The organism is Mycolicibacterium sp. HS_4_1, assembly GCF_054515875.1.
Window position 1 is genome coordinate 2638567 of the sequence record NZ_CM137261.1, and the last position, 22170, is coordinate 2660736.

The window sequence follows — 22170 nt, forward strand, 5'->3', positions numbered from 1 at the left end:
CGACTACACGCCCTTGGGCAGCATCGCCAGCTGGCGGCTCTGCACCACCACCTGACCGGTCGAGTCGAGGATCACGTGGTCCTCCTCGAACCAGGTCTCGCCGACCACGGTCGAGCTGGCCTGCACCCGCAGCCAGCCCGGCGCCGGCCGGCGCCGCACGTAGGTGGTGAGCTGGACGGTCGGCGTCCAGCCGAAGTGCCCCTGATTCATTGTGACCGGGGGAGTGATGTCGCCCGCCATCAACGCGAACAACAGGGCGGTTTCCGGATTCGCTTCGTCATCGGCGAAGGGCCGCAACCACATTCGATTCACGGGGTCGCCCTCCTCGCCGGAGAGGAACGGCGTCGCACCATCGAGCAGGAACTCGCAACCCTGCGCCACGTGCACAATTTCGCCAACCGCATGGCCACCGGTCACCGGCACGGCGTCCGCGGGCGGCTCCACCGGCAGGTACGACACCCCGAGTGATTCCTGGTAGTGCGGCGGCTTCGCATCGAGCGGGCCGAGGGTGACGGCGCAACTGACCGCCGCCCGCCCGCTCTGCGACAGCTGCACGTCGACCAGGGCCACCTGGCGCCCGTGCTTGCGCACCGTCGTGGTCAGCTGCACCTCGCCGGGATCGGGGGCGTTGAGGTAGTTGGCGCTCACCGCGACCGGCGCCAGATCGGACTCCGCACCGATGGCCTGCTGCGCGGCCGCGGCACACACCGCCATCATGCAGCCCCCGTGCACCTTCAGGCCGATGGTCCACACCGGATCGATCGTGGCGGTGAAGGCGCCCTCGCCCACCGCGGTGACGGTGGTGAGGTCGGTGAACGGGTGCGCGGTCATTTCTTCTCCAACGATGCCATGGTGGTTGCTGATTCCGGGACAGGCAAAGTCCGCTACCTGTTCAGCCGGATTTCGATGTCACCTGGGGAAACGGTGGCAGCATCTGGATCATCGGTGACGATCACGCCAACCCGATTGCCGGATTCGCGGTCGACGAAGCAAAGCGGCCCGCGGCCGCCTATCTGTAGGTGTTTGTCACCCCATTGGCTCATCGCGAGGTACACCGGCAGCAGGTCTTCGCCGGCCTCGGTCAGTCGGTACTCGTCACGGGCGCGCTTGCCGGGCTCCTGATACGGCACCCGGACCATGAGCTCCGCGGCCTCCAACTGCTTGAGTGCGCGCGACACAGCCGGTGCCGACGTGCCGATCCGTTCGACGAAATCTTCGAATCGTGTGGTACCGAAAAGGCTCTCACGAACGGCGAGGAAAACGGTCTTGGTGCTGAGCAGGTCCAGAAGCTTGGCCACCGAACAGGCATTGCCGATCGACCACTGGCGATCGCGCAGCTTTTCTTCGAACTCCATCACACCCTCTTTTGGATAACGCTTGCGTTACTCAGATATCCGTGCTTCCATCTTAGTAACGACATCGTTATTCAGCAAGGGAGAGTGGTCGAAATGGTGGCAGTGGCAGGAAAAGTGGTCGTGGTGACCGGCGGTCGACGCGGTCTCGGGGCCGCTCTGGTCGACGAGCTGCTGGCTCGGGGAGCGCGCAAGGTGTACTCGACGGGCCGTTCGTCGTTCACTGATGAACGCGCGGAAGTGGTCCCGGTCGAGCTCGAAGTGCGTTCGGAGGCTTCGGTTTCCGCGTTTGCCGACATGGCGTCGGACGCCGAGATCGTCTTCAACAACGCCGGCATCCTGCTGCCGGGCGCGCTGCTGACCGGCAGCTTCGACGACATCGAGACGACGTTCGATATCAACGTCTTCGGGCCGCTGCGGGTGGCCCGCGCATTCGCGCCGATCTTGGCGTCCAATGGCGGCGGCGCACTGGTCAACATGCATTCGGTGCTGTCGTGGGTGGCTGGAAGCGCTGCCTATGGTGCCTCCAAGGCGGCAATCTGGTCAGTGACCAACTCGCTGCGCGGCGAGCTTGCCGCACAAGGCACTCAGGTGGTGGGCGTGCACGCCGGGCTGATCGAGACCGAGATGGTCGCGAACATTCCCGGTCCCAAGACCACGGCGGCCGACATCGCCACCCGCATCATCGACGGCCTGGAATCCGGCGCGGTCGAGGTCCTGGCCGATGACGTGTCGGTGGGTGTGAAGTCGGCGTTGTCCGGTCCCGTGGAGAACCTGACCTTCGCGATGGCGGTGTGAGCCGGTCCGGCGAGAGGAGCTGAAACATCATGCCGCTGTGGACCATTCACCACACACCGGGTTTCTTCACTGCCGAGGACAAGCGTGAGCTGGCCTCGCGCATCACCGATCGCTACGAGAAGGCCGGGCTGCCGCGGTTCTACGTCGTGGTGATCTTCAACGAGACGCGTTCGGAGAATCTCTATGTCGGCGGTGAACAGACCGACGTCGGGCTGAGGGTCGTCATCGACCACATCGCCCGCCATGCCGCAGACAAGCAGAGCCGCAACGCGATCGCGCACTGGATCAAGTCGATCCTGAGCCCGTACGTGGAAGCCCACGGCAACCCGCACTGGGAGTTCCACGTCGACGAGACCAGCGAGGACCTCTGGATGATCAACGGCCTGATCCCGCCGCCGATGGGCTCCGACGCTGAAAAGCGTTGGGTCGCAGACAACGCGGTCTCCACGTACTGACCGCGACGATATTGACCACGGCGATGCTGCCGCCCGGGCTCAGGACCCCAGCGGCAGCATCGCCATCTGCCGGCTTTGTACGACCACCTGGCCATTGGCGTCGAGGATGACGTGGTCCTCTTCGAACCAGGTGTCGCCGATGACGGTGGAGCTGGCCATCACGCGCAGCCAACCCGGTGCCGGCCGCCGCCGCAGATAGGTGGTCAGCTGGACCGTCGGCGTCCAGCCGAAGTGTCCGCGATTCATCGTGACCGGCGGTGTGATGTCACCGGCCATCAGCGCGAACAGCATGGCCACATCGGGGTCGGCTTCATCGGAAGCGAAGGGACGCAACCACATCCGGGTCACCGGCTCGCCTTCGGCGCCGGTCAGGAATGCCGTGTCGGCGTCCATCCGCAGGTCGCAGCCCTGCGCGACGTGGACCACCTGGCCCATCGGATGCTCCGGGGTGACGGGAACCGCATCAGCCGGCGGCTCGGCCGGCATCGAGGAGGCGGCCAGCGGCACCTGATGCCGGGGCGGCTTCGCATCGACGGGTCCCAGCGTGACCGAACACGTGACGGCGACCCGGCCGCGTTGGGACAGCTCCACCTCGATCAAGTTGACCTGCCGTCCGCGTTTGCGGATCGTGGTGCTGAGCTGGACCTCGCCGGGGTCGGGCGCATTGAGGTAGTTGGCGCTCAACGCAACTGGGCCCAGATCGGCGGCGTCAGGAACGCTGTGACGGGCGGCGGCGGCGCACAGGGCCATCATGCAACCGCCGTGCACCTTGGGTCCGATGGTCCACATGTCGTCGATGTGGGCAGTGAACACGCCGGAGTCGACGGCCGTGACGGTGGTCAGGTCAGTGAACGGCTGATGGGTCATGCCATCTCCAATTCCGGTGTTGTGGTTACGGTTTGCGCGGCGCTGGCGGGACGGGTCCGGACCTTCAGCGGCCACCAGAACCAACGCCCGAGCAGCGCGGCGATCGACGGGGTGATCAGCGAGCGCACCACGAAGGTGTCGAACAACAGACCGAGCCCGATCGTCGTGCCGATCTGGCCGACCGATCGCAGGTCGCTGGCGATCATCGAGATCATGGTGAACGCGAACACCAGGCCGGCGGCGGTGACGACGCCGCCCGTGGCGCCGGTCGCGCGGATCAGTCCGGTGCGTAGGCCCGCACCGATCTCCTCCTTGAAGCGGGACACCACCAGCAGGTTGTAGTCGGAGCCGACGGCCAGCAGCACGATCACCGACATGGCGATCACCAACCACTGCAACTCGATACCCAAGAAGTACTGCCAGATCAGGACCGATAGACCGAAGGACGCGGCGAGGGACAACACCACGGTGCCGACGATCACGATCGAGGCGACGAGGGCCCGAGTGATCAGCAGCATCACCACGAAGATCAAGATGATGGCGGCCAGGGCCGCGATCAACAGGTCGTAGTGCGCTCCCTGCTGGATGTCCTTATATGTGGCGGCCGTGCCGCCCAGGTAGAACTTCGCGCCGGCCAGCGGAGTGCCCTTGACCGCCTCCTTGGCGGCCTGCAGCTCGGCGTCGACGTGCGAAATACCTTCGAGGGTGGCCGGATCCACGTCGTGGGTGACGATGAATCGGGCTGCCTTGCCGTCGGGGGAGAGCATCAGCTGCATACCCCGCTGAAAATCGGGGCTGCTGAACGCCTCTGGCGGCAGGTAGAACATGTCGTCGTTCTTCGCGTCGTCGAATGTCTGGCCCATGGCGGCCGCGGTGTCGGTCATGCGCTCCATCTGCGTGACCATGCCGTCGAAGGTGCTGCGCATGGTCTGCATGAGATCGCGGACGTCGCTGGCCAGGCTGATCATCGGCGGCAGCTGCGCAGCGATCTGCGGCGTCACCGCATCGAGCTTCCCGGACGCATCCGACAGCGCCTTGGTGTTGTCGGCCAGCTGGTCGAAGCCGTCGGTGGCGTCGAACACCGAGCGCATCGCATGACAGATCGGGATGTCGAAGCAGTGCGGCTCCCAATAGAAGTAGTTCCGCAGGGGGCGGAAGAAGTCGTCGAAATCGGCGATCTGGTCCCGCAAGTCGGCGGTGGTGGCCGACATGTCCTGCGCCGCGAGTTGGGTGGCGTGGGTGGCATCGGCCAGCTGGACGCTGAGGTCGTGCATGTGCCGCATGATGCCGATCATGGAGGTGAGGTGGTCGGTCATGGTCTGTACGTCGCCCAGTCGGGCTTTGAGGAACTGCAGGTTCTCGTTCGTCGACACGGCCTGGGCACTGATCTGGAACGGCACCGACCCGTGTTCCATAGGCGGCCCGAGCGGCCGGGTGATGCTCTGCACCCGCGCGATACCCGGCACCCGGAAGATGTTCTTGGCGATGCGATCCAGCACCAGCATGTCTCGCGAGTTTCGCAGGTCATGATCGGCTTCGACCATCAGCATGTCGGGGTTCATCCGTGCTGACGTGAAATGTTCTCCGGCAGCCGCGTAACCGATGTTGGACGGCACGTCTTTCGGGACGTAGAAGCGGTTGTCGTAGTTGGTGCGGTACCCGGGCAGGGCCAAAACCCCGACCAGCGCGGTGGCGGTCGCCGCGACCAGGATGGGCCCGGGCCAGCGGACGACGGCGGTGCCCACGCGGCGCCAACCACGGGTCTTGTTGGCGCGCTTGGGGTCCAGCAGGCCGAAGTGGGTGCTGACGACCATGACCGCGGGGGCGAAAGTCAGAGCCATCACCAGGATGACGACCATGGCGGTGGCGCACGGCAACGCCAGGGTGTTGAAGTAGTTGAGCCGGGTGAACAGCAGGCACATCATGGCGCCGGCGATGGTGAGACCGGACCCGAGGATCACGTGGTAGACGCTGGAAAACGTTGAGTAGTAGGCGGTTACCCGGTCTTCTCCGGCATTGCGGGCCTCGTGGTACCGGCCGACCAGGAATATCCAATAGTCGGTGCCGGCGGCGATCGCCAGGGCGGTCAGCACGCTGACCGCGAATGTCGACAGGCTGATGGCGTGGATGTGGCCCAATACGGCGACCAGCCCGCGGGCCATGCTCATCTCGGTCAGCACCACGAGCAGGGCGATGAATGTGGTTGCGATGGAGCGGTATACGACCAGCAGCATCACCGCGATGACGACGAGCGTCACCACGGTCATCTTGACCATGCTCTTGTCGCCTGCTTCGTTGGTGTCGGCCACCAGGGCGGCCTGGCCGGTGACGAATGCCCTCACTCCGGCCGGTGGATGGCTGCGTTCGACGATGTGCCGCACGGCGTCGACGGATTCGACGCCTTGGGTGGAACCCTGGTCGCCGCGCAGGTTGACCTGCACATAGGCGGCCTTGTGGTCCTCGCTCTCGGAGCCCGCGGAGGTGATGCGGTCGCCCCAGAAGTCCTGCACGTGCTCGATGTGCGTGGTGTCTCGCTGCAGCTGTTGGACCAGATCGCCGTAGTACTGGCGCGCGGTATCACCGAGCGGCTGGTCCGATTCGATGATGATCATCAGCACGCTGTCGGAGTCGAATTCGCCGAACTTGACGCCGATGTGCTTCGTCGCGATGACTGACGGCGCGTCCTGTGGTGACAGCGATACGGCGTTGTGTGCGCCGACGACTTCGAGTTTGGGCACCAGCAGATTGGTGGCCGCGGTGGCCGCCAGCCAGATCAGGATGATCGGCACTGAGAGAACGCGGATCAGCCGGGGATAGCCGCCCCGGGTGCTGTGCTGGCCGCTCATGCTGCCTTCACCAGGCAGAAGGTGGTGGCCGACGCGCCGTCGGCGGCCTGGTGGTCGCGTAGTTCGCCGTTGACGGTGATCCGGCAGCTCAGCCGGCTGCTGTCGCCCTGGGCCACGAGGTTGGCGAACACGCTGGGCACCGTCGTGGTCAGGGTCTTTGACCAGGGCAGTGAGGTGAAGCGCTCCTGCTGCGGCTGGGCCCGCTCATCGACGTAGCTGATCATGCCGGTGGTGTCCGACGGTCCGTCCACTTCGTACGTGACGTACTTCGGGATGGTGGAAACGATGTTGTCCGTGCGGGATTCGGCGGAGTGCTGGCTGCCGAACACGCTGTGAAAGCGGTCGATGATGAAGCCACCGACCGTGACGACCCCCACAACGGTCAGCAGCACCCAGCCGCGCTGCGCGGCCTTGAGCAACCAGTTCATGAGAAGCCACCATACGACCGTATGTATACGCATGTATAGTTACAGGGCGGTGGCGACCATCACACCTCGTCGCCGGAGGCGATTAGGGTGAAGGCATGGCGGGATCGACACGGCAGCGAAATGTGCGCGGACAAGGGGCACTGCTGCGCGACGAGATCCTGGCTGCCGCGATCCGGGTGGTCGACTCGTCAGAGTCCACCAACGAGGTGTCGTTGCGCAGCATCGCGCGCGAGGCCGGCATCTCCAATATGTCGGTATACGCCCATTTCGACAGTCGCGAGGACGTCCTGGCCGCCGTCGCGGAACTGAGCTGGGACCAGGTCCGCGAGGATATCGCCGAGCAGGTACCGGCCGGCAAGACGCAACGCGAGCGGCTGTTGCTCGGCTGTCGTGCGTATGTGGCCTTCGCTCAACGCTTTCCATTGCGCTACGTGCTGATGGTGAAGGTCGACGAGATCACCCCGTCGGCACGCCAGGCGCTTCAGACGGTGACCCGCGGTCTGCTGGCCGCGGGCGGCATGGACCCTGACTCCGAGCCCGGTCCCGATGCGCAGCGGGTGGCCGCGGCACTGTCGGTGGCGCTGCACGGGGTGGCGATGCTGCACCGCACCGACACCCCGCATCTGTGGATGAGCGATTTCAGCACCTGCGAGATCATCCAGACCATGGTCGACGCCGCCATCTTGCAGCTCGAACAGGCGGCCGCGGCGCCGCGCCCATAGCCTCTACTTCTTCGCCTCCCGCCAACCCCGCTCGAACGGCAGCCGCCAGGCGTTGGGTGCGATCAGTTGGTGAATGGCGTTGGGGCCCCAGGTGCCGGGCGGGTATGGCTTGGCCGGCGGTGGATCGGTAAGCAGCGCAGCCGAATTGGCCCAGAGCGACTCGATGCCCTCGGCGGTGGTGAACAGCGTGTGGTCGCCGCGCATGGCATCGAGGATCAGCCGCTCATAGGCTTCCAACACCTGATCGGCGCCGTCGGCCTCGGTCGCCGAGAACTGCATCGACAGCTTCTCCAGCTTCATGCCCGGCCCAGGACGCTTGCCGTAGAACGACAGCGAGACCTTCGAATTGTCGGCGAGGTCGAAGGTCAGATGGTCAGGCCCCTGCGAGCCGACGCCCGAGCCCGCCGGGAACATCGTGCGCGGCGCTTCCTTGAACGCGATCGAGATGATCCGCATGCCTTCGGCCATCTTCTTGCCGGTGCGCAGGTAGATCGGGACGCCCGCCCACCGCCAGTTGTCGATGCCGACCTTCAAGGCGATGAACGTCTCGGTATCGGAATCCCTTGCCACACCCTCGAGTTCGCGGTAGCCGGTGAACTGCCCGCGCACCACGTCGGACACCTTCACCGGCAGCATGGACCGGAAGACCTTGTTCTTCTCCTCGCTGATCGCCCGCGGTTCCAGCGCTGTCGGTGGCTCCATCACGACGAACGCCATCACCTGGAACAGGTGCGTCACCACCATGTCCTTGTAGGCGCCGGTGCTCTCGTAGAAGTTGGCGCGCGCATCCAGCCCCAGCATCTCGGGAATGTCGATCTGGATGTGGTCGATGAAGTTGCGGTTCCAGATCGGCTCGAACAGACCGTTGGCGAACCGGAACGCCAGGATGTTCTGCGCGGCTTCTTTGCCCAGGAAATGGTCGATTCGGAAAACCTGCTCCTCGTCGAAGGTTTCGTGGACGAAGTTGTTCAGTTCGACCGCGCTGGCCAGGTCGGTCCCGAACGGCTTCTCCATGACCACCCGCGAGCGCTCGACCAGGCCGGCCTCGTCGAGTACCGCGATCACCGCCCGCGCGGCCTTGGGCGGCACCGAAAGATAGTGCAGTCGGCGCACATTCGGGCCGAGCCTCTTCTCCGCGGCAGCGACAGCGGCGGCCAGCCCCGACGGTCCGGCGCTCTGCGGGACGTAGGTGAGCGTCGCGGCGAACCGTTCCCACTGCTCGTCGGTGAGGCGATGGCTGCCGAATTCGTCGATCGCCTCCTTGGTCAACGCGCGAAACTCATCGATGGTCAGGTTCTCCAACGAGGTCCCGACGATCTGGATGTCGGGTGCCAGCTCGGACTGGTCCAGATATGCCAATCCGGGCAGCAGTTTGCGTTTGGCGAGGTCGCCCGTCGCGCCGAACAGCACGATGACGTGCGGGTCGACGGCGACATCGTCGTGGCGATGCGGCCGAGAGCCGGGCGCCGGGTACGAGATGGTCTGCGGTTTGGTGTTCGCCACGATGCGCATGATTCCACCGCTGCCGCATCCGTGCAGGAGCTACCACGAAGAAGGCCCGGTCACCGTGATCGGTGACCGGGCCTTCGTCGCGGTAGCTGTCAGTCCAGCTGGATGTACTTCACCGTGACCGGCTGCGCGGGCTTGCCGTCGCCGCTGCCGCCCTCGATGCCGTTCTGGGCAATCTTGTCCAGCGTGGCCAGGCCGGTGGCGTCGATGGTGCCGAACGCGGTGTAGCCCGGCGGTAGCTGCGAGTCCTGGTACACCAGGAAGAACTGGCTGCCGTTGGTGTTCGGACCGGCATTGGCCATCGCCAGCGTGCCGCGCGGGTAGACGACCGGCTGGCTCAGCGCGGGGCTGTCGGGCTGGTACTGGTTGGTCGGGTACTCGTTGGCGAACTGGTAGCCCGGGCCGCCCATGCCGGAGCCCGTCGGGTCGCCACACTGCAGGACATCAAGACCGCCCTTGGTGAGCCGGTGGCAGGGGGTGTCGTTGAAGTAACCCTGCTGCGCCAGGCTGGCGAAGCTGTTCACGGTGCACGGAGCCTTGGCGTTGTCCAGCGTCAGCCCGAGGTTGCCCTGGTTGGTGCTCATGCTGGCCGTCACCGTCGCCGGCGTGGTCGGGATCTTGCCGGTGCGCGGCGGGTTGACCTTCTTGCTGGCCTGCTCCGACGACGCCGGGTACTGGCAGTTCTCGCCGAGCCCGGCGGGCGCCACGAACGGCGGCAGCTTGCCGTCGGCGGGCGGGTTCTGCGCCGGGGCGGTGGAGCTCTCGGTGGACGCCGAGGCTGTCGCCGACGACGACTTGGAGTCCTTGTTGAGGTAGATGACGCCACCGACGATGCCGCCGATGACGGCCAGCACCGCGACCACCGAGGCGGCGATCGTCATGATGCGTTGCTTGCGGGCCTTCTCGGCCCGGCGCTCCAACTGCCGTTCCAGCTTGCGCTTGGCAGTCTCCCGCCGTTGTTCGTTCGTCGGCACCGCCGAAGTCCTCCTCGTCACGGTCGAGGCCAAGTGCCCCGACTTCAGCCCATGGCCGCACTCCTCAGCACGGCTCGTTCCTCGCCGCTTGATCGTCGTGCGGCGACCGGTCGGCACCGAGTGTGCCAGGTCACCCTGAATGTCGGGGCTGCGACCCGCGTGACCAGCCGTCAGTTGACGGTCTTGAGCTGGTCCAGCAGCGCCTGCGGATCGGGATTCTGCAGCACGGCGTCGCCGATGTCGGTGCCGTTGAGCAGCACCGTCGGCGTGGAGTTGATGCCCGCGCTCTTGACGGCGTTGTTGACCATGTCGCGGTACTTGCCGCTCGTGATGCACTCGGCCACCGAATCGGGTGCGCCGGCCGTGTTGGCCTGGGCGACCAGCTCGTCGTCGGACGGGTAGGAGCGCGCCGTCTCGCTGGGCTGGTGGGCGAACAGCGCGGCGTGGAACCGCTGGAAGGCGGCCGTGTCGGCGTCGGCCACGCAGTACGCTGCCGCGCCCGCCCGGACCGAGTACGACTTCAGGTCGCCACGGCCCAGGATCGACACCATGGTGTAGTCCACGGCGACCCGGCCGTCGGCGATCAGCTTGCCGATGGTCGGGCCATAGACCTGCTCGAACCGGCCGCAGAACGGGCACAGGAAGTCCTCGTAGACCGTCAGTGTGGCCTTCGGCTCGGAGCTGCCCGGTTTGGTCGCGACGGTCGGCGCCGCGAGGCGGATCGAACGCAGCGAAGTCGGACCCGCCTCGGCGGTGGACGAGGACGTCTCGGCGGCCCCTCCGACGGGAGCGTTCTTGTGCCGGAGCACGATGACCGCGGCGACACCTGCGGCGACCAGGGCGATGACGGCGATCACGGCGAACAGCACCCAGCCGGTGCGGGATTTCTTCGGCGGCGGAAAGCCCGGAACGTATTGCGGCGCACCGTAGTACTGGGGCTGGTCGGGCTGCGGGGGTCCCCACGGTCCTGGCTGAGTCATGAAGGCAGTTTCCCACGTGGGAAACTGGTTGCCGTGTTGGTGACGGGGTTTGCGGCCGGGATGTTGCAGTGCAACTGCTACATCCTCGCGGCGCGCGCCGGGTCGGACGCCATCGTCGTCGACCCGGGCCAGCGGGCCATGGGCCGCATCCGCGAAATACTGGATGAAAACCGGCTCACCCCGTCGGCGGTGCTGCTCACCCACGGGCACATCGACCACATCTGGTCGGCGCAGAAGGTGGCGGACACCTACGGCTGCCCGGTGTTCATCCATCCCGAGGACCGGTTCATGCTGACCGATCCGATCAAGGGGTTCGGTCCAGCCGTCGTGGGGAAGCTGGCCCAACTGGCGTTCGGGGTGTTGTTCTCCGAGCCCAAGCAGGTCGTCGAACTGGATCGGGACGGTGACAAGCTCGACCTGGGCGGCATCACCGTGGCCGTGGACCACACTCCGGGACACACCCGCGGTTCGGTGGTGTTCCGCGTCACGGCTACCGGTCCCGTCGCTTCGCTCGCCCAGGAAGGCCCCTCCGACCTGGTATTCAGCGGCGACACCTTGTTCAAGCAGTCGGTGGGCCGCACCGATCTCCCGGGCGGCAGCGGCCGGGACCTGCTGGACTCGATCGTGACAAAACTGTTGGTGCTCGACGACGACACCGTGGTACTACCTGGGCACGGCCCGCAGACCACGATCGGCGCCGAACGGCGTACCAACCCATTCCTCGAAGGCTTATCAAGTTGAGCGATTTTCAGGCGCCCAAGGGCGTTCCGGACTACCTGCCCCCGGATTCGGCGGAATTCGTCGCAGTGCGCGACGGCCTGCTGAATGTTGCGCGGCTGGCCGGGTACGGCCACATCGAGTTGCCGGTGTTCGAGGACACCGCCCTGTTCGCCCGCGGTGTGGGCGAGTCCACCGATGTGGTGTCCAAGGAGATGTACACCTTCGCCGACCGCGGTGACCGCTCCGTCACACTGCGGCCCGAGGGCACCGCCGGTGTCATGCGGGCCGTCATCGAACACGGCCTGGACCGCGGCGCGCTGCCCGCCAAGCTGCGGTACTCCGGACCGTTCTTCCGCTATGAGCGCCCGCAGGCGGGCCGCTACCGCCAGCTGCAGCAGGTGGGTGTGGAGGCCATCGGCATCGACGACCCCGCGCTCGACGCCGAGGTGATCGCGGTGGCCGACGCCGGGTTCCGCTCGCTGGGGCTCGACGGTTTCCGCCTCGAGATCACCTCACTGGGAGACGAAACCTGCCGTCCGCAGTACCGGAAGCTGTTGCAGGACTTCCTGTTCAAGCTCGATCTCGACGAAGAAACGCGCACCCGCGCCACCATCAATCCGCTGCGCGTGCTCGACGACAAGCGGCCGCACGTCAAGGAGATGACCGCGGACGCCCCGGTGATGCTGGACCACCTGTCGGAGGCTGCCAAGGAGCACTTCGACACAGTGCTCGCGCATCTGGACGCCCTCGGCGTGCCATACGTCATCAACCCGCGCATGGTCCGTGGCCTGGACTATTACACCAAGACCACGTTCGAGTTCGTGCACGACGGTCTCGGCGCGCAGTCCGGCATCGGTGGCGGCGGCCGGTATGACGGCCTGATGAAGCAGTTGGGCGGCCAGGACCTGTCGGGCATCGGGTTCGGGCTCGGTGTCGACCGCACGGTGCTGGCACTGAAGGCCGAAGGCAAGACGGTGGCCTCGCCCGCGGCGGTCGATGTGTACGCCGTCCCGCTCGGTGCGCCGGCCAAACTGCAGCTGGCGAAAATTGTTGCCGCCCTTCGTGGCTCGGGTGTGCGCACCGACATGTGCTACGGCGACCGCGGTCTCAAGGGTGCGATGAAGGCGGCCGACCGCTCCGGGGCCAAGATTGCCCTGGTGGCCGGTGACCGTGACATCGAGGCCGGCACCGTCGGCGTCAAGGATCTGTCCACCGGTGAGCAGGTCGACGTGCCCATCGCCGACGTCGCCGCCCAGGTCGCCGCCCGACTTCTTTAACCGCGAGCGTGCGTGTCTGCGCGTGACACGCCGCGTCAGGTGTGCAATAGCGTCACCTTCGCGGCTGGCGAGGGTGACGATAGTGCCCAGAGTTGTCGGCGTGTCGCAGGCAGACCCGCACGCTCGCGGCAGGGGGTCTAGTGCGTCATCCGGCGGAGCATGCCGTCGCGCAGTGTCAGCGTGTGCAGCAGCACGGCGCTGACGTGCGCGGCGATGGCGGCCACCAGCAGGTAGGCCACCGCCGAATGGGCCTCGCGTAGAGCGCCGTAGAGGCCGGCGTTGAACGGGACGATGTTCGGGAGCGTGAGACTGTCGAACACCCGGACCGGGGTGCCCGACGCCGACACCATGGCCCAGCCGACGAGCGGCTGCGTCAACAGCATGGCGTACATCGCCAGCTCGGACCCGGCGATCAGTCTACCTTCCAGCGGCCCCACCGTGGCGGGCCACTTCGGCGCCTTGTGGGTGAATCTGTTTGCCGCCCTGCCGATCACGATGAGCAGGATGCTGATACCCAGCGTCATGTGGACGCCGACGAGCGCCGCGTGGGAGCCGATCGCGTTGGTCATCGTGAAACCGATCAGCAGTGCGGCGAAGACCGCCACCGCAGTTAGCCAGTGCAACACGCGGGTGCGGACGGGGAAGCGGTCGGTCATGGCTTGGCCTCCTGAACCTGAACGGCCGGAGTGGTTTTCGGCTCGGCGGTCCGTGCCCGGTAGGAGCCGGCGTACACCGCCGACCGTGCACTGAGCAGCGGATCGTCGGAGGGTTCGATGCCGTCGGGCAGGACCAGGGGATCGAAGTTGATGTCGCGGGCGTTGCCGGCGGCATCGGTCTGGGCTTCGGTGAGGGTCAGGACCCCGGCATCGATGACCTGCCGGTCGGCCGGCCAGGGCAGTGTCGGGTCGGTCGGGTCGCCGTCCCGTCCGACGGTCAGCCGCAGATTCCACTGCAGCGGAGCCTTTTTCAACTGCAGGATCAGCGCGTCGAACAACGCGTTGGGATTGTCGGATTTCGGTGGCATGGCCGTCTGTTGCGGGACGAACGTCCAGCGGACGGGGGTGCGGACGCCGGCATGGTTCACCAGATAGAACTTGTGCAGACCCGAGAACGTGCTGTCGGCGAAACCCGGTGTGGGCGGGCTCTTCTTGACCAGCGCCGTCGCCGCCGCGGTCTCGGGGTGCCGACGGAGAAACTCGGCCATCACCTGCGGGTCGGGCTTCCCCGTGCCGGCGGCCGGCTTGGACGCCAGCAAGCGGTCGTAGAAGCCCTGCGGTGAGTTGTCGAGGAACACCGGGATGTTCAGCATCGCGGTGCGCCACTGCTCGGCGCCCGGGAAGCCGATTGCCAGGCCGAGGCCCCGCGCCGCGCTCGGCGTATCGGCAACGGTCGGGTTCCCGCCCGCGAGCGAAAACCGGCCGGCGACCGGCGTCTCGCCGGGCCCGAACACCGCGGCGCGCGACAATGTGGCCGCGTTGCCGTTGCTCATGAAATGACCGACCACCGAGACGCCCTTGGCGTGGTTCTTCCGGAATCCGGGGTGCGCGCCGAACACGTGTTGGAAGCCGTCCAGGAACGTCTGTCGGGTCAGGGTGCCGGCACGGCTGGTGTACGCGACCAGGCCGAGATCCACGGCAAGGAACGCGCCGACAGCGCCGATTCCAACCAGTATCGAACGCCGGGTCAGGGGAGTGCCGCGCCAGGATGGGCCGTCCATGACCACCACAGGTACCACAAAGTGCTGTGGCAGCATCTGCAAACGTGCGGGTACTGGTGCAACGGGTGACGGCGGCGCGGGTGACGGTCGATGGGGAGATCGTCGGTGAGATCGCCCCGAATCCTCAAGGGTTGGTGGCCTTGGTGGGCCTCACCCACACCGACGACGTCGCCGTCGTCCACAAGATGGCGGACAAACTGTGGCGGCTGCGCATCCTCGACGGCGAGCTGAGCGCCGCCGACGCGGCCGCGCCGATCCTCGTGATCAGTCAGTTCACGCTCTACGCCGACACCGCCAAGGGGCGTCGGCCGTCGTGGAACGTGGCGGCGCCCGGGCCCGTCGCCGAGCCACTGGTCGACGAGTTCGCCGCAGCGCTGCGGAAACTGGGAGCAGAGGTCGCCACCGGGCGGTTCGGGGCCCACATGCACGTCGAACTGGTCAACGACGGGCCGGTGACGGTGCTGCTGGAACTGCAGGCGGGTTGATGCGGGTGATGCAGGGTGTAACAGTCCGGTACCGTCAGTCGATATGACCGGCATGCGTAAAGCGACAGTCAAGTTCGGAGTGATTTGTGGCGCGGCAGCAGTGGCGGCCGCGGGGCTGATGGCGCCTGCGGCATCAGCCGAACCGGCCGGTCACGAAGTCCGGTACACGCTGTCGGTCGGTGGCCCGGCCACCTTCGACCTGCTGTACCTGGTCAACCAGCCGGCCAACAAGGCCGCCTACAACGCCGACGCCTACGCCTACCTGAAGCGCGAGACGGTCACCGTCGGTCCGGACGCCCCCTGGGTGTTCACCACCACGCTGGCTGACCCGCAGTGGGCCATCTTCACCGTCAGCAGCACCACGCACGGCGGCCAGGCGGCCCCGGACTCGACGTGCGACATCGCGGTCGACGGTCAGTCGGCGGCGCACCAGACCGCGCCGTACAACGTGCAGTGCCAGCTCGGCCAGTGGTAATTCGCTAAGCCGCGAACAGGTACACCCCGGCCTGCTTGCCACACCGCACCGCAGTCGCTCAGGACTTGCGGCTCGCCCGGCGGTTGGCCTTCTCGATGGCGTCCACGAGTTCGGCCTTGGTCATCGTCGACCGGCCTCGGACGTCGAGCCTGCGAGCGATGTCCATGAGGTGTTTCTTGGTGGCCTGGGTGTCGATGCCCTCGGCCGACCGGCTGCGGGCATTGGGCCCGCCGCTGCGTGCCCGCTCTGGACGCCGGGTTCGATCGTGTCACGGATCGGGAATCGGTGAAGTCCCTGCTGGCCGCCCTGTCGGCGCGGGAGCAGAAGGTGCTCTACCTGCGTTACTTCGGTGCCATGACACAGCGGCAGATCGCCGACTCGATCGGCGTGTCTCAGATGCACGTGTCCCGGATACTGGATCGCACGTTGCGGGACCTGCGGTCTCAGGTCGGCTGCTGCTGGCAACCGGCCGGCGTCCTCCAGCCAGCGGGCGCGGGCAGTCATCACGGGGCCGAAGGGGATTGTCCTGCGGGCAGCAGGTCGGGGGCTGATTTGCACAGCGGGCCGAGGACGAGCCGGCCGTCGGGGCCCGCGTTGAATGACATCGGCGGGCCGCCTGCGTCCGGAATGACGGCATCGGCGTCGGAGGGCGCGGGTACGTAGGGCGGATTGCACAGCACGAGGTCGAACGGTTCCAGTTCGAGGGCAGCCGACCAGCACCCCAGGCGGACGTCGACCACGCTGCCCGCGAGCCGGGCATTGTCGCGGGCAGTCGAGAAGGCCGCCGGCGAGGCGTCGAAGGCGGTCACGCTGCTTGCCCCGGCATCGGACGCCGCAATCGCCACGACACCACTGCCGGTGCACAGGTCGGCCACCCGCATGCCCTCGGGCCGGCGGCAGCTGTGCATCGTTTCGATCAGCAGTCTCGAATCGGATTGCGGCAGATAGACTTCCGCGCTTGGGCGCGAGATATCGGAGCTCAGCATTCGGGCTTCCTCTCTCATTCAACCTCTCCGATATAACCGCGAAGCGCCGGCGGCAAACGTGTCGAACCGGCAACTGGCATGTCGGAGCACCGTCAGCTGCCGGCTAACGCGCGACGTATCAAGTCAAGTCAGTGCAGAAGAGCCTCAAGGGCTTTGACTGTCCAGGCCCCCGCAGGAGCCTGGCGACCACGCGAGAGGCACTGGTGCTGATGATGCTAAACGGGACAGCTTCGGCTTGCCCCAACGCTGTGATGGACGGCCTTGGTTCGTCCGAGCTCGAAGGCGGTCGAGACCCTCAGGCGGTCTCTTTCTTACGCGTTAGTTTGCCACCACGCGCGCATGGGTACTTGTTTCCTTGAGACCAAAGCGGTCTGTGTAGGAGGAGCCATGTTGCGAGGAAGCGTGGGCGTCATCGTGGTGGTCTGGCTGCTGGTCGGTGTACTGGCAGCGTGGCAACGCGACTATTTCCGCGGCGGCGACACCAGCTGCGGCTCAGCGGGGCGTATCGCGCTGACCGTGGTAGCCGGACCGTTGAACTACGCCGGGGTCAATCCGAAGGTCGTCGATTGCCGACTGCCGCAACCAAGTTCGATGCGGGCAACCGCGTGAGATAAGGAAACGATCATCATGATTGCTTTGGGAGTAGTCCTGCTCATTCTGGGCTTCGTCTTCAACGTCTATCTGCTGTGGGTCCTGGGCATCGTGCTCGTCGTCGTCGGCGCGGTCTTCTGGCTGCTCGGCTCCGCCGGCCATGCCGTCGCCGGACGCCGCCATTGGTATTGATGCACGGGCGGCCACGGCCGGTACGAGGGGCAGGAGCCCGGGCCCGCAGGCCCGGGCTCTCGCCTACTACGCGCGGGCCTTCGCCTTCTTTGCGGTAGTGACTGCGGTACTGGCCAATTCGGTTGCCTGCTCTCGTGCGGTATCGGCCAACTCCGAAGCACGTGCGCTGGCTTTCCGGAAGGCAGACTCGGCAAAAGGGGCAGCTTTTCGGTAGGCAGTCTCCGCGTACGGGGCAGCTTTCTCGAGGCCGTCTTCCAGTTTGTCGAGCGCGACACCGGCGAGTTCGCGGCCGTGCTCGAAACCGGTCTGGACGCCGTGGCCGACCTTCTCGCCCAACTCCGGCATCCGGGCGAGCGCGACTTCGGTCCTCGAAGGCACGGTGGATGAGAGGGCTTCCGCCGCCCGCTGAGCGGCCCGCCGGCCCCGCCAGCCGAGCGACGGTTTGCCGGCGGTGTCGGCCGCGGCCAGGATCAGACCGCCGAGCAGGCTCAGGTCGGCCAGGAAGCCACGGCGTTTCGCGGCTTTGGCCTCGGGATCGCTCTCGGCCCAGAACATGTGATTACCCAAGTTGGCGGGAATGACCGTCGCCGCGAGCACCGCCGAGGCGACGCGCGGAATACGTCCGGTCGCAAGCAGCAGCCCACCGCCGACCTGAGCGGCCGCGGTGGCCCGCGCCACGGCGACTGCGTTCGACGGCACGTTGCGGGCCACGGGATCCGGCATGTCCTTCAGGCCGTCGAGTGCGGGGCGTACGGCTTGTGCCCCTGAGTCGATGTTCACCAGGGTTTCGAAGCCCTGTCCGATGAACGCAGCGGCCAGAAGCGGACGGGCGATCCTACGAATGATCATGGGGCAGGGATTTCCCGTGCGGCGCTGGCGCAAACCTCATCAGGCATCTCGGCCGAGATCGTCTTCGTCCGGGTCGATATCGACGGTTTCGATCTGCTCCTGCCAGTCGTGTGCTGTCGCGTCCATCGGCGGACCGGCCGGACCGCTCACCGCCGCTTCGTCGTCGAGTGGCTGCTCTTGAATGTCGCGTGACTGCTCGGCCGCATCGGCATCCGGAACGGCGTCCGGAAATTGTTCTGGTGTCATGGCGGTGCGGATACCCGGGCAGGGAGGCCGGAAAACCCCGAGCAGGCCTGGTCAACTGGTAGGCGGTGTCTGCGGCGCGCCGGGATGCGTCTGGAGGTAACCCAGCTCGCGACGCCGCACCCGGCGGTGCCGTAAGGCGAGCCAGGTGCCGCCCACAGCGGCGAGGATCGCAGCGATCGCCAGGGCGACGCCACCCATACCGGGCTGACCTGAAGCGAAGAAGTAGAGGCTGATCACCAGGACGACAACGGCGACGGCGACGGCCAGCAGGCCGGGGGCGTTCGAGCCATCCTTGAGCGACTCGCTGGCGTGCGGCCGGGTGGTGCGGGCATGGTCGACGGGGTCTTTCATCAAATTCCTCCTGGGAGCGGGTTCTCCGTTGTGCATTGCCTGTGTATTGCCCAGCGGAGCGCGGTTCTACACCCATGGGCCGGTGCCGCGGACCGATTGGGCGTCTCAGACTGGTTCGTGGTCACCGTTCTGTTGGCGGTCGTGGCCCTGTTGTCGGTCGTGCCGCAGCCCCGCTGCGAGTAGCTGCACGGTGTGCAGCGCCGGGGGATGGTCGGTGAGTTCGCCGATCTGGGTCCGGCAGCTGAAACCGTCTGCGACGACGAGCGTTTCCGGATCCGCACGGCGGATCGCCGGCCGCAACTGGTCTTCGGCGCACGTCACCGACACGTCGTGGTGCCCTTTCTCGAAGCCGAAATTCCCGGCCAGTCCACAACATCCGGCATCGAGCACCTCGACGTCGACGCCAACTACCCGGATCCGGCCGGTCCAAACCCGGGTTTAACGCCGCACGCCTGCGGGTATCGCGAAATTCCCATGTGCACAGATGAATTACTCCAGCCTTTGCTCCCAGATCCCCGCGGCCCGTTGTCGGGTGTGGTGATCGAGCTGCTCGGCGAGCGGCTGCCATCGGCCTATCTGACTCGCATCCAGCTACCGCTCGGCGAAGTCGACCCGTTCGGGATCGATCTGCAGTTGGCGCTCTACGTCTGCTACGAACTGCATTATCGAGGTTTCGCCGACACCGACGAGAAGTGGGAATGGAATCCCGCGTTGCTCGATGTTCGTCACTGCATCGAGGATCGGTTTCTCGCCGCTGTCCGCCGGCTTGTCGGCGATATCCCGCATGATGCGTCGGCGCAGGACGAGCTCGACCGCTGTGAGTCCGCGCCCGTCGACCGTACGAGTCTGTCGGTCTACATGAGGGATCGGGCGACTTGGCCGCAGAAGCAGGAGTATTTCGCCCATCGATCGCTCTATCACCTCAAGGAAGCCGATCCGCAGTCGTGGGTCATTCCTCGGCTGACCGGGCGAGCGAAAGCCGCGTTCGTGGCGGTGGAATACGACGAGTACGGCGGTGGTGGTGGCTACCGGACCATGCATCAGCGGTTGTTCGCCGACCTGCTCGGTGCCGCGGGCATGAGCGACAATTACTGCACTATCTCGGCAACGCCACGGGTCCCACGCTGGCCGCGGTGAACCTGATGTCGATGTTCGGGCTGCACCGGCGCCTCCGGGGTGCGGCCGTCGGCCACTTCGCCGCGACCGAGCTGACGTCGTCGCCGGCATCGCAACGAATAGCCAAGGGTCTCAACAGGCTTGGTGCTCCGCTGCCGTGCATCGACTTCTACCGCGAGCATGTGGAGGCGGACGCCGTTCATGAGCAGGTGGTTCGTAAGGAGGTCGTCGCCGACCTGCTGTCCCGCGAGCCCGAACTGGATCGAGACGTGGTGTTCGGCATTCGCGCGTTCGATGCGGTGGCGGGGATGCTCGCCACCCAAATGCTGTCCAGTTGGGCCGCGGGATGTTCGTCACTGCGGAATTGGCCGTGAGGCCGGTTGGCGACTGAACTCAACCCTGCGTAGCACCATCACCGCGACCGGCAGCCGGGGCGGCGGCGCCCGCACATACCCGGTCTGCCTCATGGTTTGGAATTTGTGCAGGTAGCGGCGGTTGTGAGGACTTCGAGAATAGTTCGGGGAAGGGCGGCGGCCACGAGGCTTGACATCGAGTCGAACAATTGTTCGAATTGAAGTATGCGGTGGGACGGGCAGGCGGTAGCGCGGGCCGAAGTGGACGGTGCCCTGCCCGGCCTGGAACGCCTGGGGCTGGTGCGCAGCGTCCGGGTGCCGAAATTCGACGGCATCACATTCCACGAGGTGCTCTGCAAGTCGGCGTTGAACAAGGTGCCTGAGGCATCGAATCTGCCGTTCCGCTATACCGTCAACGCCTACCGCGGCTGTTCGCATGCCTGCCGGTACTGCTTCGCGCGGCCCACCCACGAGTATCTGGACTTCGATTCTGGAAACGACTTCGACCGTGAGCTGGTGGTGAAGACCAATGTCGCAGAAGTGTTGCGGCGCGAGCTTTTCCGGCGGTCGTGGACGCGGGATGCGGTCGCGTTGGGTACCAACACCGACCCCTACCAGCGGGCCGAGGGCCGGTACGCGCTGATGCCCGGAATCATTGCGGCGCTGGCTGATTCCGGGACGCCGTTCTCGATCCTGACCAAGGGCACGCTGCTGCGTCGCGATCTGCCGCTGATCGTCGATGCTGGTAGTCGGGTCGGGGTCAGTGTCGCCGTGTCATTGGCGATGCTGGACCCGGATCTGCACCGGTCGGTCGAGCCCGGCACACCGACGCCTGCCGCGCGGCTGGAACTCATCTCGGCGATAGCGCAGGCGGGGCTCGGCTGCCATGTGATGGTGGCGCCGGTACTGCCGTATCTCACCGACTCCGTCGACCAGCTCGATGCCTTGTTGTCGCGGGTCGCCGAGGCGGGCGCCACAGGCGTGACGGCGTTCGGGTTGCATCTGCGCGGCGCGACCCGCGGCTGGTTCCTGGCCTGGCTGGGCTCGTCGTATCCGGAGCTCCTGCCCAGGTATCGCGAATTGTACGGTCGCGGGGCGTATCTCGGCCCGGAGTACCGCGAACGGTTGCGCACCCGGGTGGCCCCGCTGGTGGCCCGGTACGGCCTCGGTAACAGCGGACACAGACCTGACACCGTGCGTACCGCCCCGGCGGCAGTGCCCGCCGGGGCGGTGCAGCCTGCGTTGTTCTGACGCTACTTCTCCAACGCGCGCAGGCAGAACGCGTAGATGCGGTCGCTGCCGATCGGGGTGAGCCCGAGGCCGGGTCCGAGTGCGCGTAACCGTAGGGCGCCGAAGATGGTCTGCATGACCAGTGCCGCGGTGGTTTCGACGTCGAGGCCCGGGCGAAAGGTGTCGTCCCCGATGCCGCGTTCGACGATGTCGACGATCAGCGCGTGCAACGGCGTCAGCACGCGGCCATAGTCGTCGGGCATGGTTTCCGCCAGGCGATCGTGGTAGAAGGTCAGCCCACGATTGATGCTGTCCTGGGTGCTGGAGGCGGGTGGCACGCAGATGCCGTCGACCAGCGCCCGCAGCGCCGCCCTCGGTTCCAGCTCCGCCGCCTCGGCCTGCCATGTCGTGGTGAACTCGTTCAGCATCGCATCGATCAGCGCCAGCACCAGATCGTCTTTGGTGGCGAAGTGCTGATAGAAGGCGCGCAACGACGTCCTTGAACGTTCCACAACCTCGAGCACGGTGAACTCCGTGCGGCCGGTCTCACCGAGGATGTCGAGGGCCGAGCGCATGAACTCGCTGGCGCGTGTCCGCGCGTCGGCACCGTTGTTTGCCACTCCGGCGGTCGCCTTCGCCATGGCGATTGAC

The 22170-nt window shown here is 66.4% G+C and carries 24 protein-coding genes and 4 pseudogenes; 12 read left to right on the plus strand and 16 right to left on the minus strand.

All coding sequences use genetic code 11. The features are described from left to right. Nucleotides 1–3: 3 nt before the first annotated feature. Nucleotides 4–831: a thioesterase family protein gene (locus ACX12F_RS12625; RefSeq protein WP_459369873.1), complete on the minus strand. Its 828-nt coding sequence runs from the start codon at nucleotides 829–831 to the stop codon at nucleotides 4–6. Between the two features lie 53 nt (nucleotides 832–884). After that, a complete protein-coding gene (locus tag ACX12F_RS12630) occupies nucleotides 885–1355 on the minus strand; it encodes a winged helix-turn-helix transcriptional regulator (RefSeq protein WP_459369874.1) in 471 nt (156 codons plus the stop codon). A 93-nt stretch (nucleotides 1356–1448) separates the two neighbouring features. Between ACX12F_RS12630 and ACX12F_RS12635 the strand changes: the two genes are divergently transcribed. Together ACX12F_RS12635 and ACX12F_RS12640 are read left to right on the plus strand one after the other, a co-directional pair. After that, nucleotides 1449–2150 carry an SDR family oxidoreductase gene (locus tag ACX12F_RS12635; RefSeq protein WP_459369875.1) on the plus strand — a complete coding sequence of 234 codons (702 nt, stop codon included), beginning with the start codon at nucleotides 1449–1451 and terminating at the stop codon, nucleotides 2148–2150. 29 nt (nucleotides 2151–2179) lie between these two features. After that, complete coding sequence (locus ACX12F_RS12640) at nucleotides 2180–2605, plus strand: tautomerase family protein (RefSeq protein ID WP_459369876.1); 426 nt, start codon at nucleotides 2180–2182, stop codon at nucleotides 2603–2605. A gap of 39 nt (nucleotides 2606–2644) precedes the next feature. Here the strand turns inward: ACX12F_RS12640 and ACX12F_RS12645 are convergent, their stop codons facing one another. From ACX12F_RS12645 to ACX12F_RS12655, 3 genes are read right to left on the minus strand one after another with little or no spacing between them, the layout of a single operon-like run. Continuing rightward, nucleotides 2645–3472, minus strand: coding sequence for a thioesterase family protein (locus ACX12F_RS12645; RefSeq protein WP_459369877.1), 828 nt, complete (start codon nucleotides 3470–3472; stop codon nucleotides 2645–2647). Further along, entirely contained in the window at nucleotides 3469–6318 is a 2850-nt protein-coding gene (locus ACX12F_RS12650) for an MMPL/RND family transporter (protein ID WP_459369878.1), read from the minus strand. Before ACX12F_RS12650 ends, ACX12F_RS12645 begins: the two co-directional genes overlap by 4 nt. Further along, on the minus strand, nucleotides 6315–6746 hold the full coding sequence (locus tag ACX12F_RS12655; RefSeq protein WP_459369879.1) for an MmpS family transport accessory protein: 432 nt from the start codon (nucleotides 6744–6746) through the stop codon (nucleotides 6315–6317). Before ACX12F_RS12655 ends, ACX12F_RS12650 begins: the two co-directional genes overlap by 4 nt. Nucleotides 6747–6841: 95 nt before the next feature. Between ACX12F_RS12655 and ACX12F_RS12660 the strand changes: the two genes are divergently transcribed. Continuing rightward, nucleotides 6842–7468 (plus strand): TetR/AcrR family transcriptional regulator, encoded by a 627-nt coding sequence (locus tag ACX12F_RS12660; protein ID WP_459369880.1) that lies wholly within the window; start codon nucleotides 6842–6844, stop codon nucleotides 7466–7468. A gap of 3 nt (nucleotides 7469–7471) precedes the next feature. Here the strand turns inward: ACX12F_RS12660 and zwf are convergent, their stop codons facing one another. From zwf to ACX12F_RS12675, 3 genes are all read right to left on the minus strand, one after another. Further along, nucleotides 7472–8971: a glucose-6-phosphate dehydrogenase gene (zwf, locus tag ACX12F_RS12665; RefSeq protein WP_459370332.1), complete on the minus strand. Its 1500-nt coding sequence runs from the start codon at nucleotides 8969–8971 to the stop codon at nucleotides 7472–7474. A gap of 98 nt (nucleotides 8972–9069) precedes the next feature. After that, nucleotides 9070–9951: a peptidylprolyl isomerase gene (locus ACX12F_RS12670; RefSeq protein ID WP_459369881.1), complete on the minus strand. Its 882-nt coding sequence runs from the start codon at nucleotides 9949–9951 to the stop codon at nucleotides 9070–9072. Nucleotides 9952–10121: 170 nt separating this feature from the next. Further along, the gene (locus ACX12F_RS12675) at nucleotides 10122–10931 is read right to left on the minus strand and encodes a DsbA family protein (protein WP_459369882.1); all 810 of its coding nucleotides are present in this window, start codon (nucleotides 10929–10931) and stop codon (nucleotides 10122–10124) included. A 33-nt stretch (nucleotides 10932–10964) separates the two neighbouring features. On the opposite strand from ACX12F_RS12675, the gene ACX12F_RS12680 reads away from it, so the two are divergent. Both ACX12F_RS12680 and hisS read left to right on the plus strand, forming a co-directional pair. Beyond that, nucleotides 10965–11672: an MBL fold metallo-hydrolase gene (locus ACX12F_RS12680; protein ID WP_459369883.1), complete on the plus strand. Its 708-nt coding sequence runs from the start codon at nucleotides 10965–10967 to the stop codon at nucleotides 11670–11672. Next, a complete protein-coding gene (hisS, locus tag ACX12F_RS12685; protein WP_459369884.1) occupies nucleotides 11669–12928 on the plus strand; it encodes a histidine--tRNA ligase in 1260 nt (419 codons plus the stop codon). The genes ACX12F_RS12680 and hisS overlap by 4 nt, the downstream gene beginning before the upstream one ends. A 137-nt stretch (nucleotides 12929–13065) precedes the next feature. Here hisS and ACX12F_RS12690 read toward each other — a convergent pair whose 3' ends face one another. After that, nucleotides 13066–13584, minus strand: coding sequence for a cytochrome b (locus ACX12F_RS12690; protein WP_459369885.1), 519 nt, complete (start codon nucleotides 13582–13584; stop codon nucleotides 13066–13068). Beyond that, entirely contained in the window at nucleotides 13581–14645 is a 1065-nt protein-coding gene (locus tag ACX12F_RS12695) for a catalase family peroxidase (protein WP_459369886.1), read from the minus strand. The genes ACX12F_RS12690 and ACX12F_RS12695 overlap by 4 nt, the downstream gene beginning before the upstream one ends. Nucleotides 14646–14689: 44 nt before the next feature. Between ACX12F_RS12695 and dtd the strand changes: the two genes are divergently transcribed. Both dtd and ACX12F_RS12705 read left to right on the plus strand, forming a co-directional pair. Further along, the gene (dtd, locus tag ACX12F_RS12700) at nucleotides 14690–15130 is read left to right on the plus strand and encodes a D-aminoacyl-tRNA deacylase (protein ID WP_459370333.1); all 441 of its coding nucleotides are present in this window, start codon (nucleotides 14690–14692) and stop codon (nucleotides 15128–15130) included. Between the two features lie 43 nt (nucleotides 15131–15173). Beyond that, nucleotides 15174–15605, plus strand: coding sequence for an Rv2576c family protein (locus ACX12F_RS12705; RefSeq protein ID WP_459369887.1), 432 nt, complete (start codon nucleotides 15174–15176; stop codon nucleotides 15603–15605). Nucleotides 15606–15663: 58 nt separating this feature from the next. Here the strand turns inward: ACX12F_RS12705 and ACX12F_RS12710 are convergent. Further along, a pseudogene (locus ACX12F_RS12710) lies at nucleotides 15664–15864 on the minus strand (Rho termination factor N-terminal domain-containing protein); the annotation flags it as partial. 68 nt (nucleotides 15865–15932) lie between these two features. On the opposite strand from ACX12F_RS12710, the pseudogene ACX12F_RS12715 reads away from it, so the two are divergent. Beyond that, nucleotides 15933–15992, plus strand: a pseudogene (locus ACX12F_RS12715) (hypothetical protein); the annotation flags it as partial. Nucleotides 15993–16064: 72 nt separating this feature from the next. On the opposite strand, the pseudogene ACX12F_RS12720 reads toward ACX12F_RS12715, so the two are convergent. Beyond that, nucleotides 16065–16591: pseudogene (locus tag ACX12F_RS12720) on the minus strand (methyltransferase); the annotation flags it as partial. A 390-nt stretch (nucleotides 16592–16981) separates the two neighbouring features. Between ACX12F_RS12720 and ACX12F_RS12725 the strand changes: the two are divergent. Beyond that, nucleotides 16982–17200 carry a hypothetical protein gene (locus tag ACX12F_RS12725; protein ID WP_155899225.1) on the plus strand — a complete coding sequence of 73 codons (219 nt, stop codon included), beginning with the start codon at nucleotides 16982–16984 and terminating at the stop codon, nucleotides 17198–17200. 18 nt (nucleotides 17201–17218) lie between these two features. Further along, on the plus strand, nucleotides 17219–17374 hold the full coding sequence (locus ACX12F_RS12730) for a DUF6131 family protein (RefSeq protein WP_459369888.1): 156 nt from the start codon (nucleotides 17219–17221) through the stop codon (nucleotides 17372–17374). Between the two features lie 66 nt (nucleotides 17375–17440). Here ACX12F_RS12730 and ACX12F_RS12735 read toward each other — a convergent pair whose 3' ends face one another. The 3 genes from ACX12F_RS12735 to ACX12F_RS12745 are packed head-to-tail and all read right to left on the minus strand — an operon-like array spanning nucleotide 17441 to nucleotide 18820. Then, entirely contained in the window at nucleotides 17441–18223 is a 783-nt protein-coding gene (locus ACX12F_RS12735) for a DoxX family protein (RefSeq protein ID WP_459369889.1), read from the minus strand. Between the two features lie 39 nt (nucleotides 18224–18262). Then, complete coding sequence (locus ACX12F_RS12740; protein WP_459369890.1) at nucleotides 18263–18469, minus strand: hypothetical protein; 207 nt, start codon at nucleotides 18467–18469, stop codon at nucleotides 18263–18265. A gap of 51 nt (nucleotides 18470–18520) precedes the next feature. Further along, the gene (locus tag ACX12F_RS12745; protein WP_459369891.1) at nucleotides 18521–18820 is read right to left on the minus strand and encodes a protein UsfY; all 300 of its coding nucleotides are present in this window, start codon (nucleotides 18818–18820) and stop codon (nucleotides 18521–18523) included. 858 nt (nucleotides 18821–19678) lie between these two features. Here ACX12F_RS12745 and ACX12F_RS12750 point away from each other — a divergent pair. Beyond that, nucleotides 19679–20310: pseudogene (locus tag ACX12F_RS12750) on the plus strand (iron-containing redox enzyme family protein). 204 nt (nucleotides 20311–20514) lie between these two features. Continuing rightward, on the plus strand, nucleotides 20515–21540 hold the full coding sequence (locus tag ACX12F_RS12755; RefSeq protein ID WP_459369892.1) for an Rv2578c family radical SAM protein: 1026 nt from the start codon (nucleotides 20515–20517) through the stop codon (nucleotides 21538–21540). 2 nt (nucleotides 21541–21542) lie between these two features. Here the strand turns inward: ACX12F_RS12755 and ACX12F_RS12760 are convergent, their stop codons facing one another. Beyond that, a complete protein-coding gene (locus ACX12F_RS12760; protein WP_459369893.1) occupies nucleotides 21543–22160 on the minus strand; it encodes a TetR/AcrR family transcriptional regulator in 618 nt (205 codons plus the stop codon). Nucleotides 22161–22170 lie beyond the last annotated feature (10 nt).

Bases quoted from the DNA above. Each gene is read 5' to 3' on its own strand.
- ACX12F_RS12625 (WP_459369873.1), bottom strand. From the start codon at position 831: ATGACCGCGCACCCGTTCACCGACCTCACCACCGTCACCGCGGTGGGC.
- ACX12F_RS12630 (WP_459369874.1), bottom strand. From the start codon at position 1,355: ATGGAGTTCGAAGAAAAGCTGCGCGATCGCCAGTGGTCGATCGGCAAT.
- ACX12F_RS12635 (WP_459369875.1), top strand. From the start codon at position 1,449: ATGGTGGCAGTGGCAGGAAAAGTGGTCGTGGTGACCGGCGGTCGACGC.
- ACX12F_RS12640 (WP_459369876.1), top strand. From the start codon at position 2,180: ATGCCGCTGTGGACCATTCACCACACACCGGGTTTCTTCACTGCCGAG.
- ACX12F_RS12645 (WP_459369877.1), bottom strand. From the start codon at position 3,472: ATGACCCATCAGCCGTTCACTGACCTGACCACCGTCACGGCCGTCGAC.
- ACX12F_RS12650 (WP_459369878.1), bottom strand. From the start codon at position 6,318: ATGAGCGGCCAGCACAGCACCCGGGGCGGCTATCCCCGGCTGATCCGC.
- ACX12F_RS12655 (WP_459369879.1), bottom strand. From the start codon at position 6,746: ATGAACTGGTTGCTCAAGGCCGCGCAGCGCGGCTGGGTGCTGCTGACC.
- ACX12F_RS12660 (WP_459369880.1), top strand. From the start codon at position 6,842: ATGGCGGGATCGACACGGCAGCGAAATGTGCGCGGACAAGGGGCACTG.
- ACX12F_RS12675 (WP_459369882.1), bottom strand. From the start codon at position 10,931: ATGACTCAGCCAGGACCGTGGGGACCCCCGCAGCCCGACCAGCCCCAG.
- ACX12F_RS12690 (WP_459369885.1), bottom strand. From the start codon at position 13,584: ATGACCGACCGCTTCCCCGTCCGCACCCGCGTGTTGCACTGGCTAACT.
- ACX12F_RS12695 (WP_459369886.1), bottom strand. From the start codon at position 14,645: ATGGACGGCCCATCCTGGCGCGGCACTCCCCTGACCCGGCGTTCGATA.
- ACX12F_RS12705 (WP_459369887.1), top strand. From the start codon at position 15,174: ATGACCGGCATGCGTAAAGCGACAGTCAAGTTCGGAGTGATTTGTGGC.
- ACX12F_RS12730 (WP_459369888.1), top strand. From the start codon at position 17,219: ATGATTGCTTTGGGAGTAGTCCTGCTCATTCTGGGCTTCGTCTTCAAC.
- ACX12F_RS12735 (WP_459369889.1), bottom strand. From the start codon at position 18,223: ATGATCATTCGTAGGATCGCCCGTCCGCTTCTGGCCGCTGCGTTCATC.
- ACX12F_RS12740 (WP_459369890.1), bottom strand. From the start codon at position 18,469: ATGACACCAGAACAATTTCCGGACGCCGTTCCGGATGCCGATGCGGCC.
- ACX12F_RS12745 (WP_459369891.1), bottom strand. From the start codon at position 18,820: ATGAAAGACCCCGTCGACCATGCCCGCACCACCCGGCCGCACGCCAGC.
- ACX12F_RS12755 (WP_459369892.1), top strand. From the start codon at position 20,515: ATGCGGTGGGACGGGCAGGCGGTAGCGCGGGCCGAAGTGGACGGTGCC.
- ACX12F_RS12760 (WP_459369893.1), bottom strand. From the start codon at position 22,160: ATGGCGAAGGCGACCGCCGGAGTGGCAAACAACGGTGCCGACGCGCGG.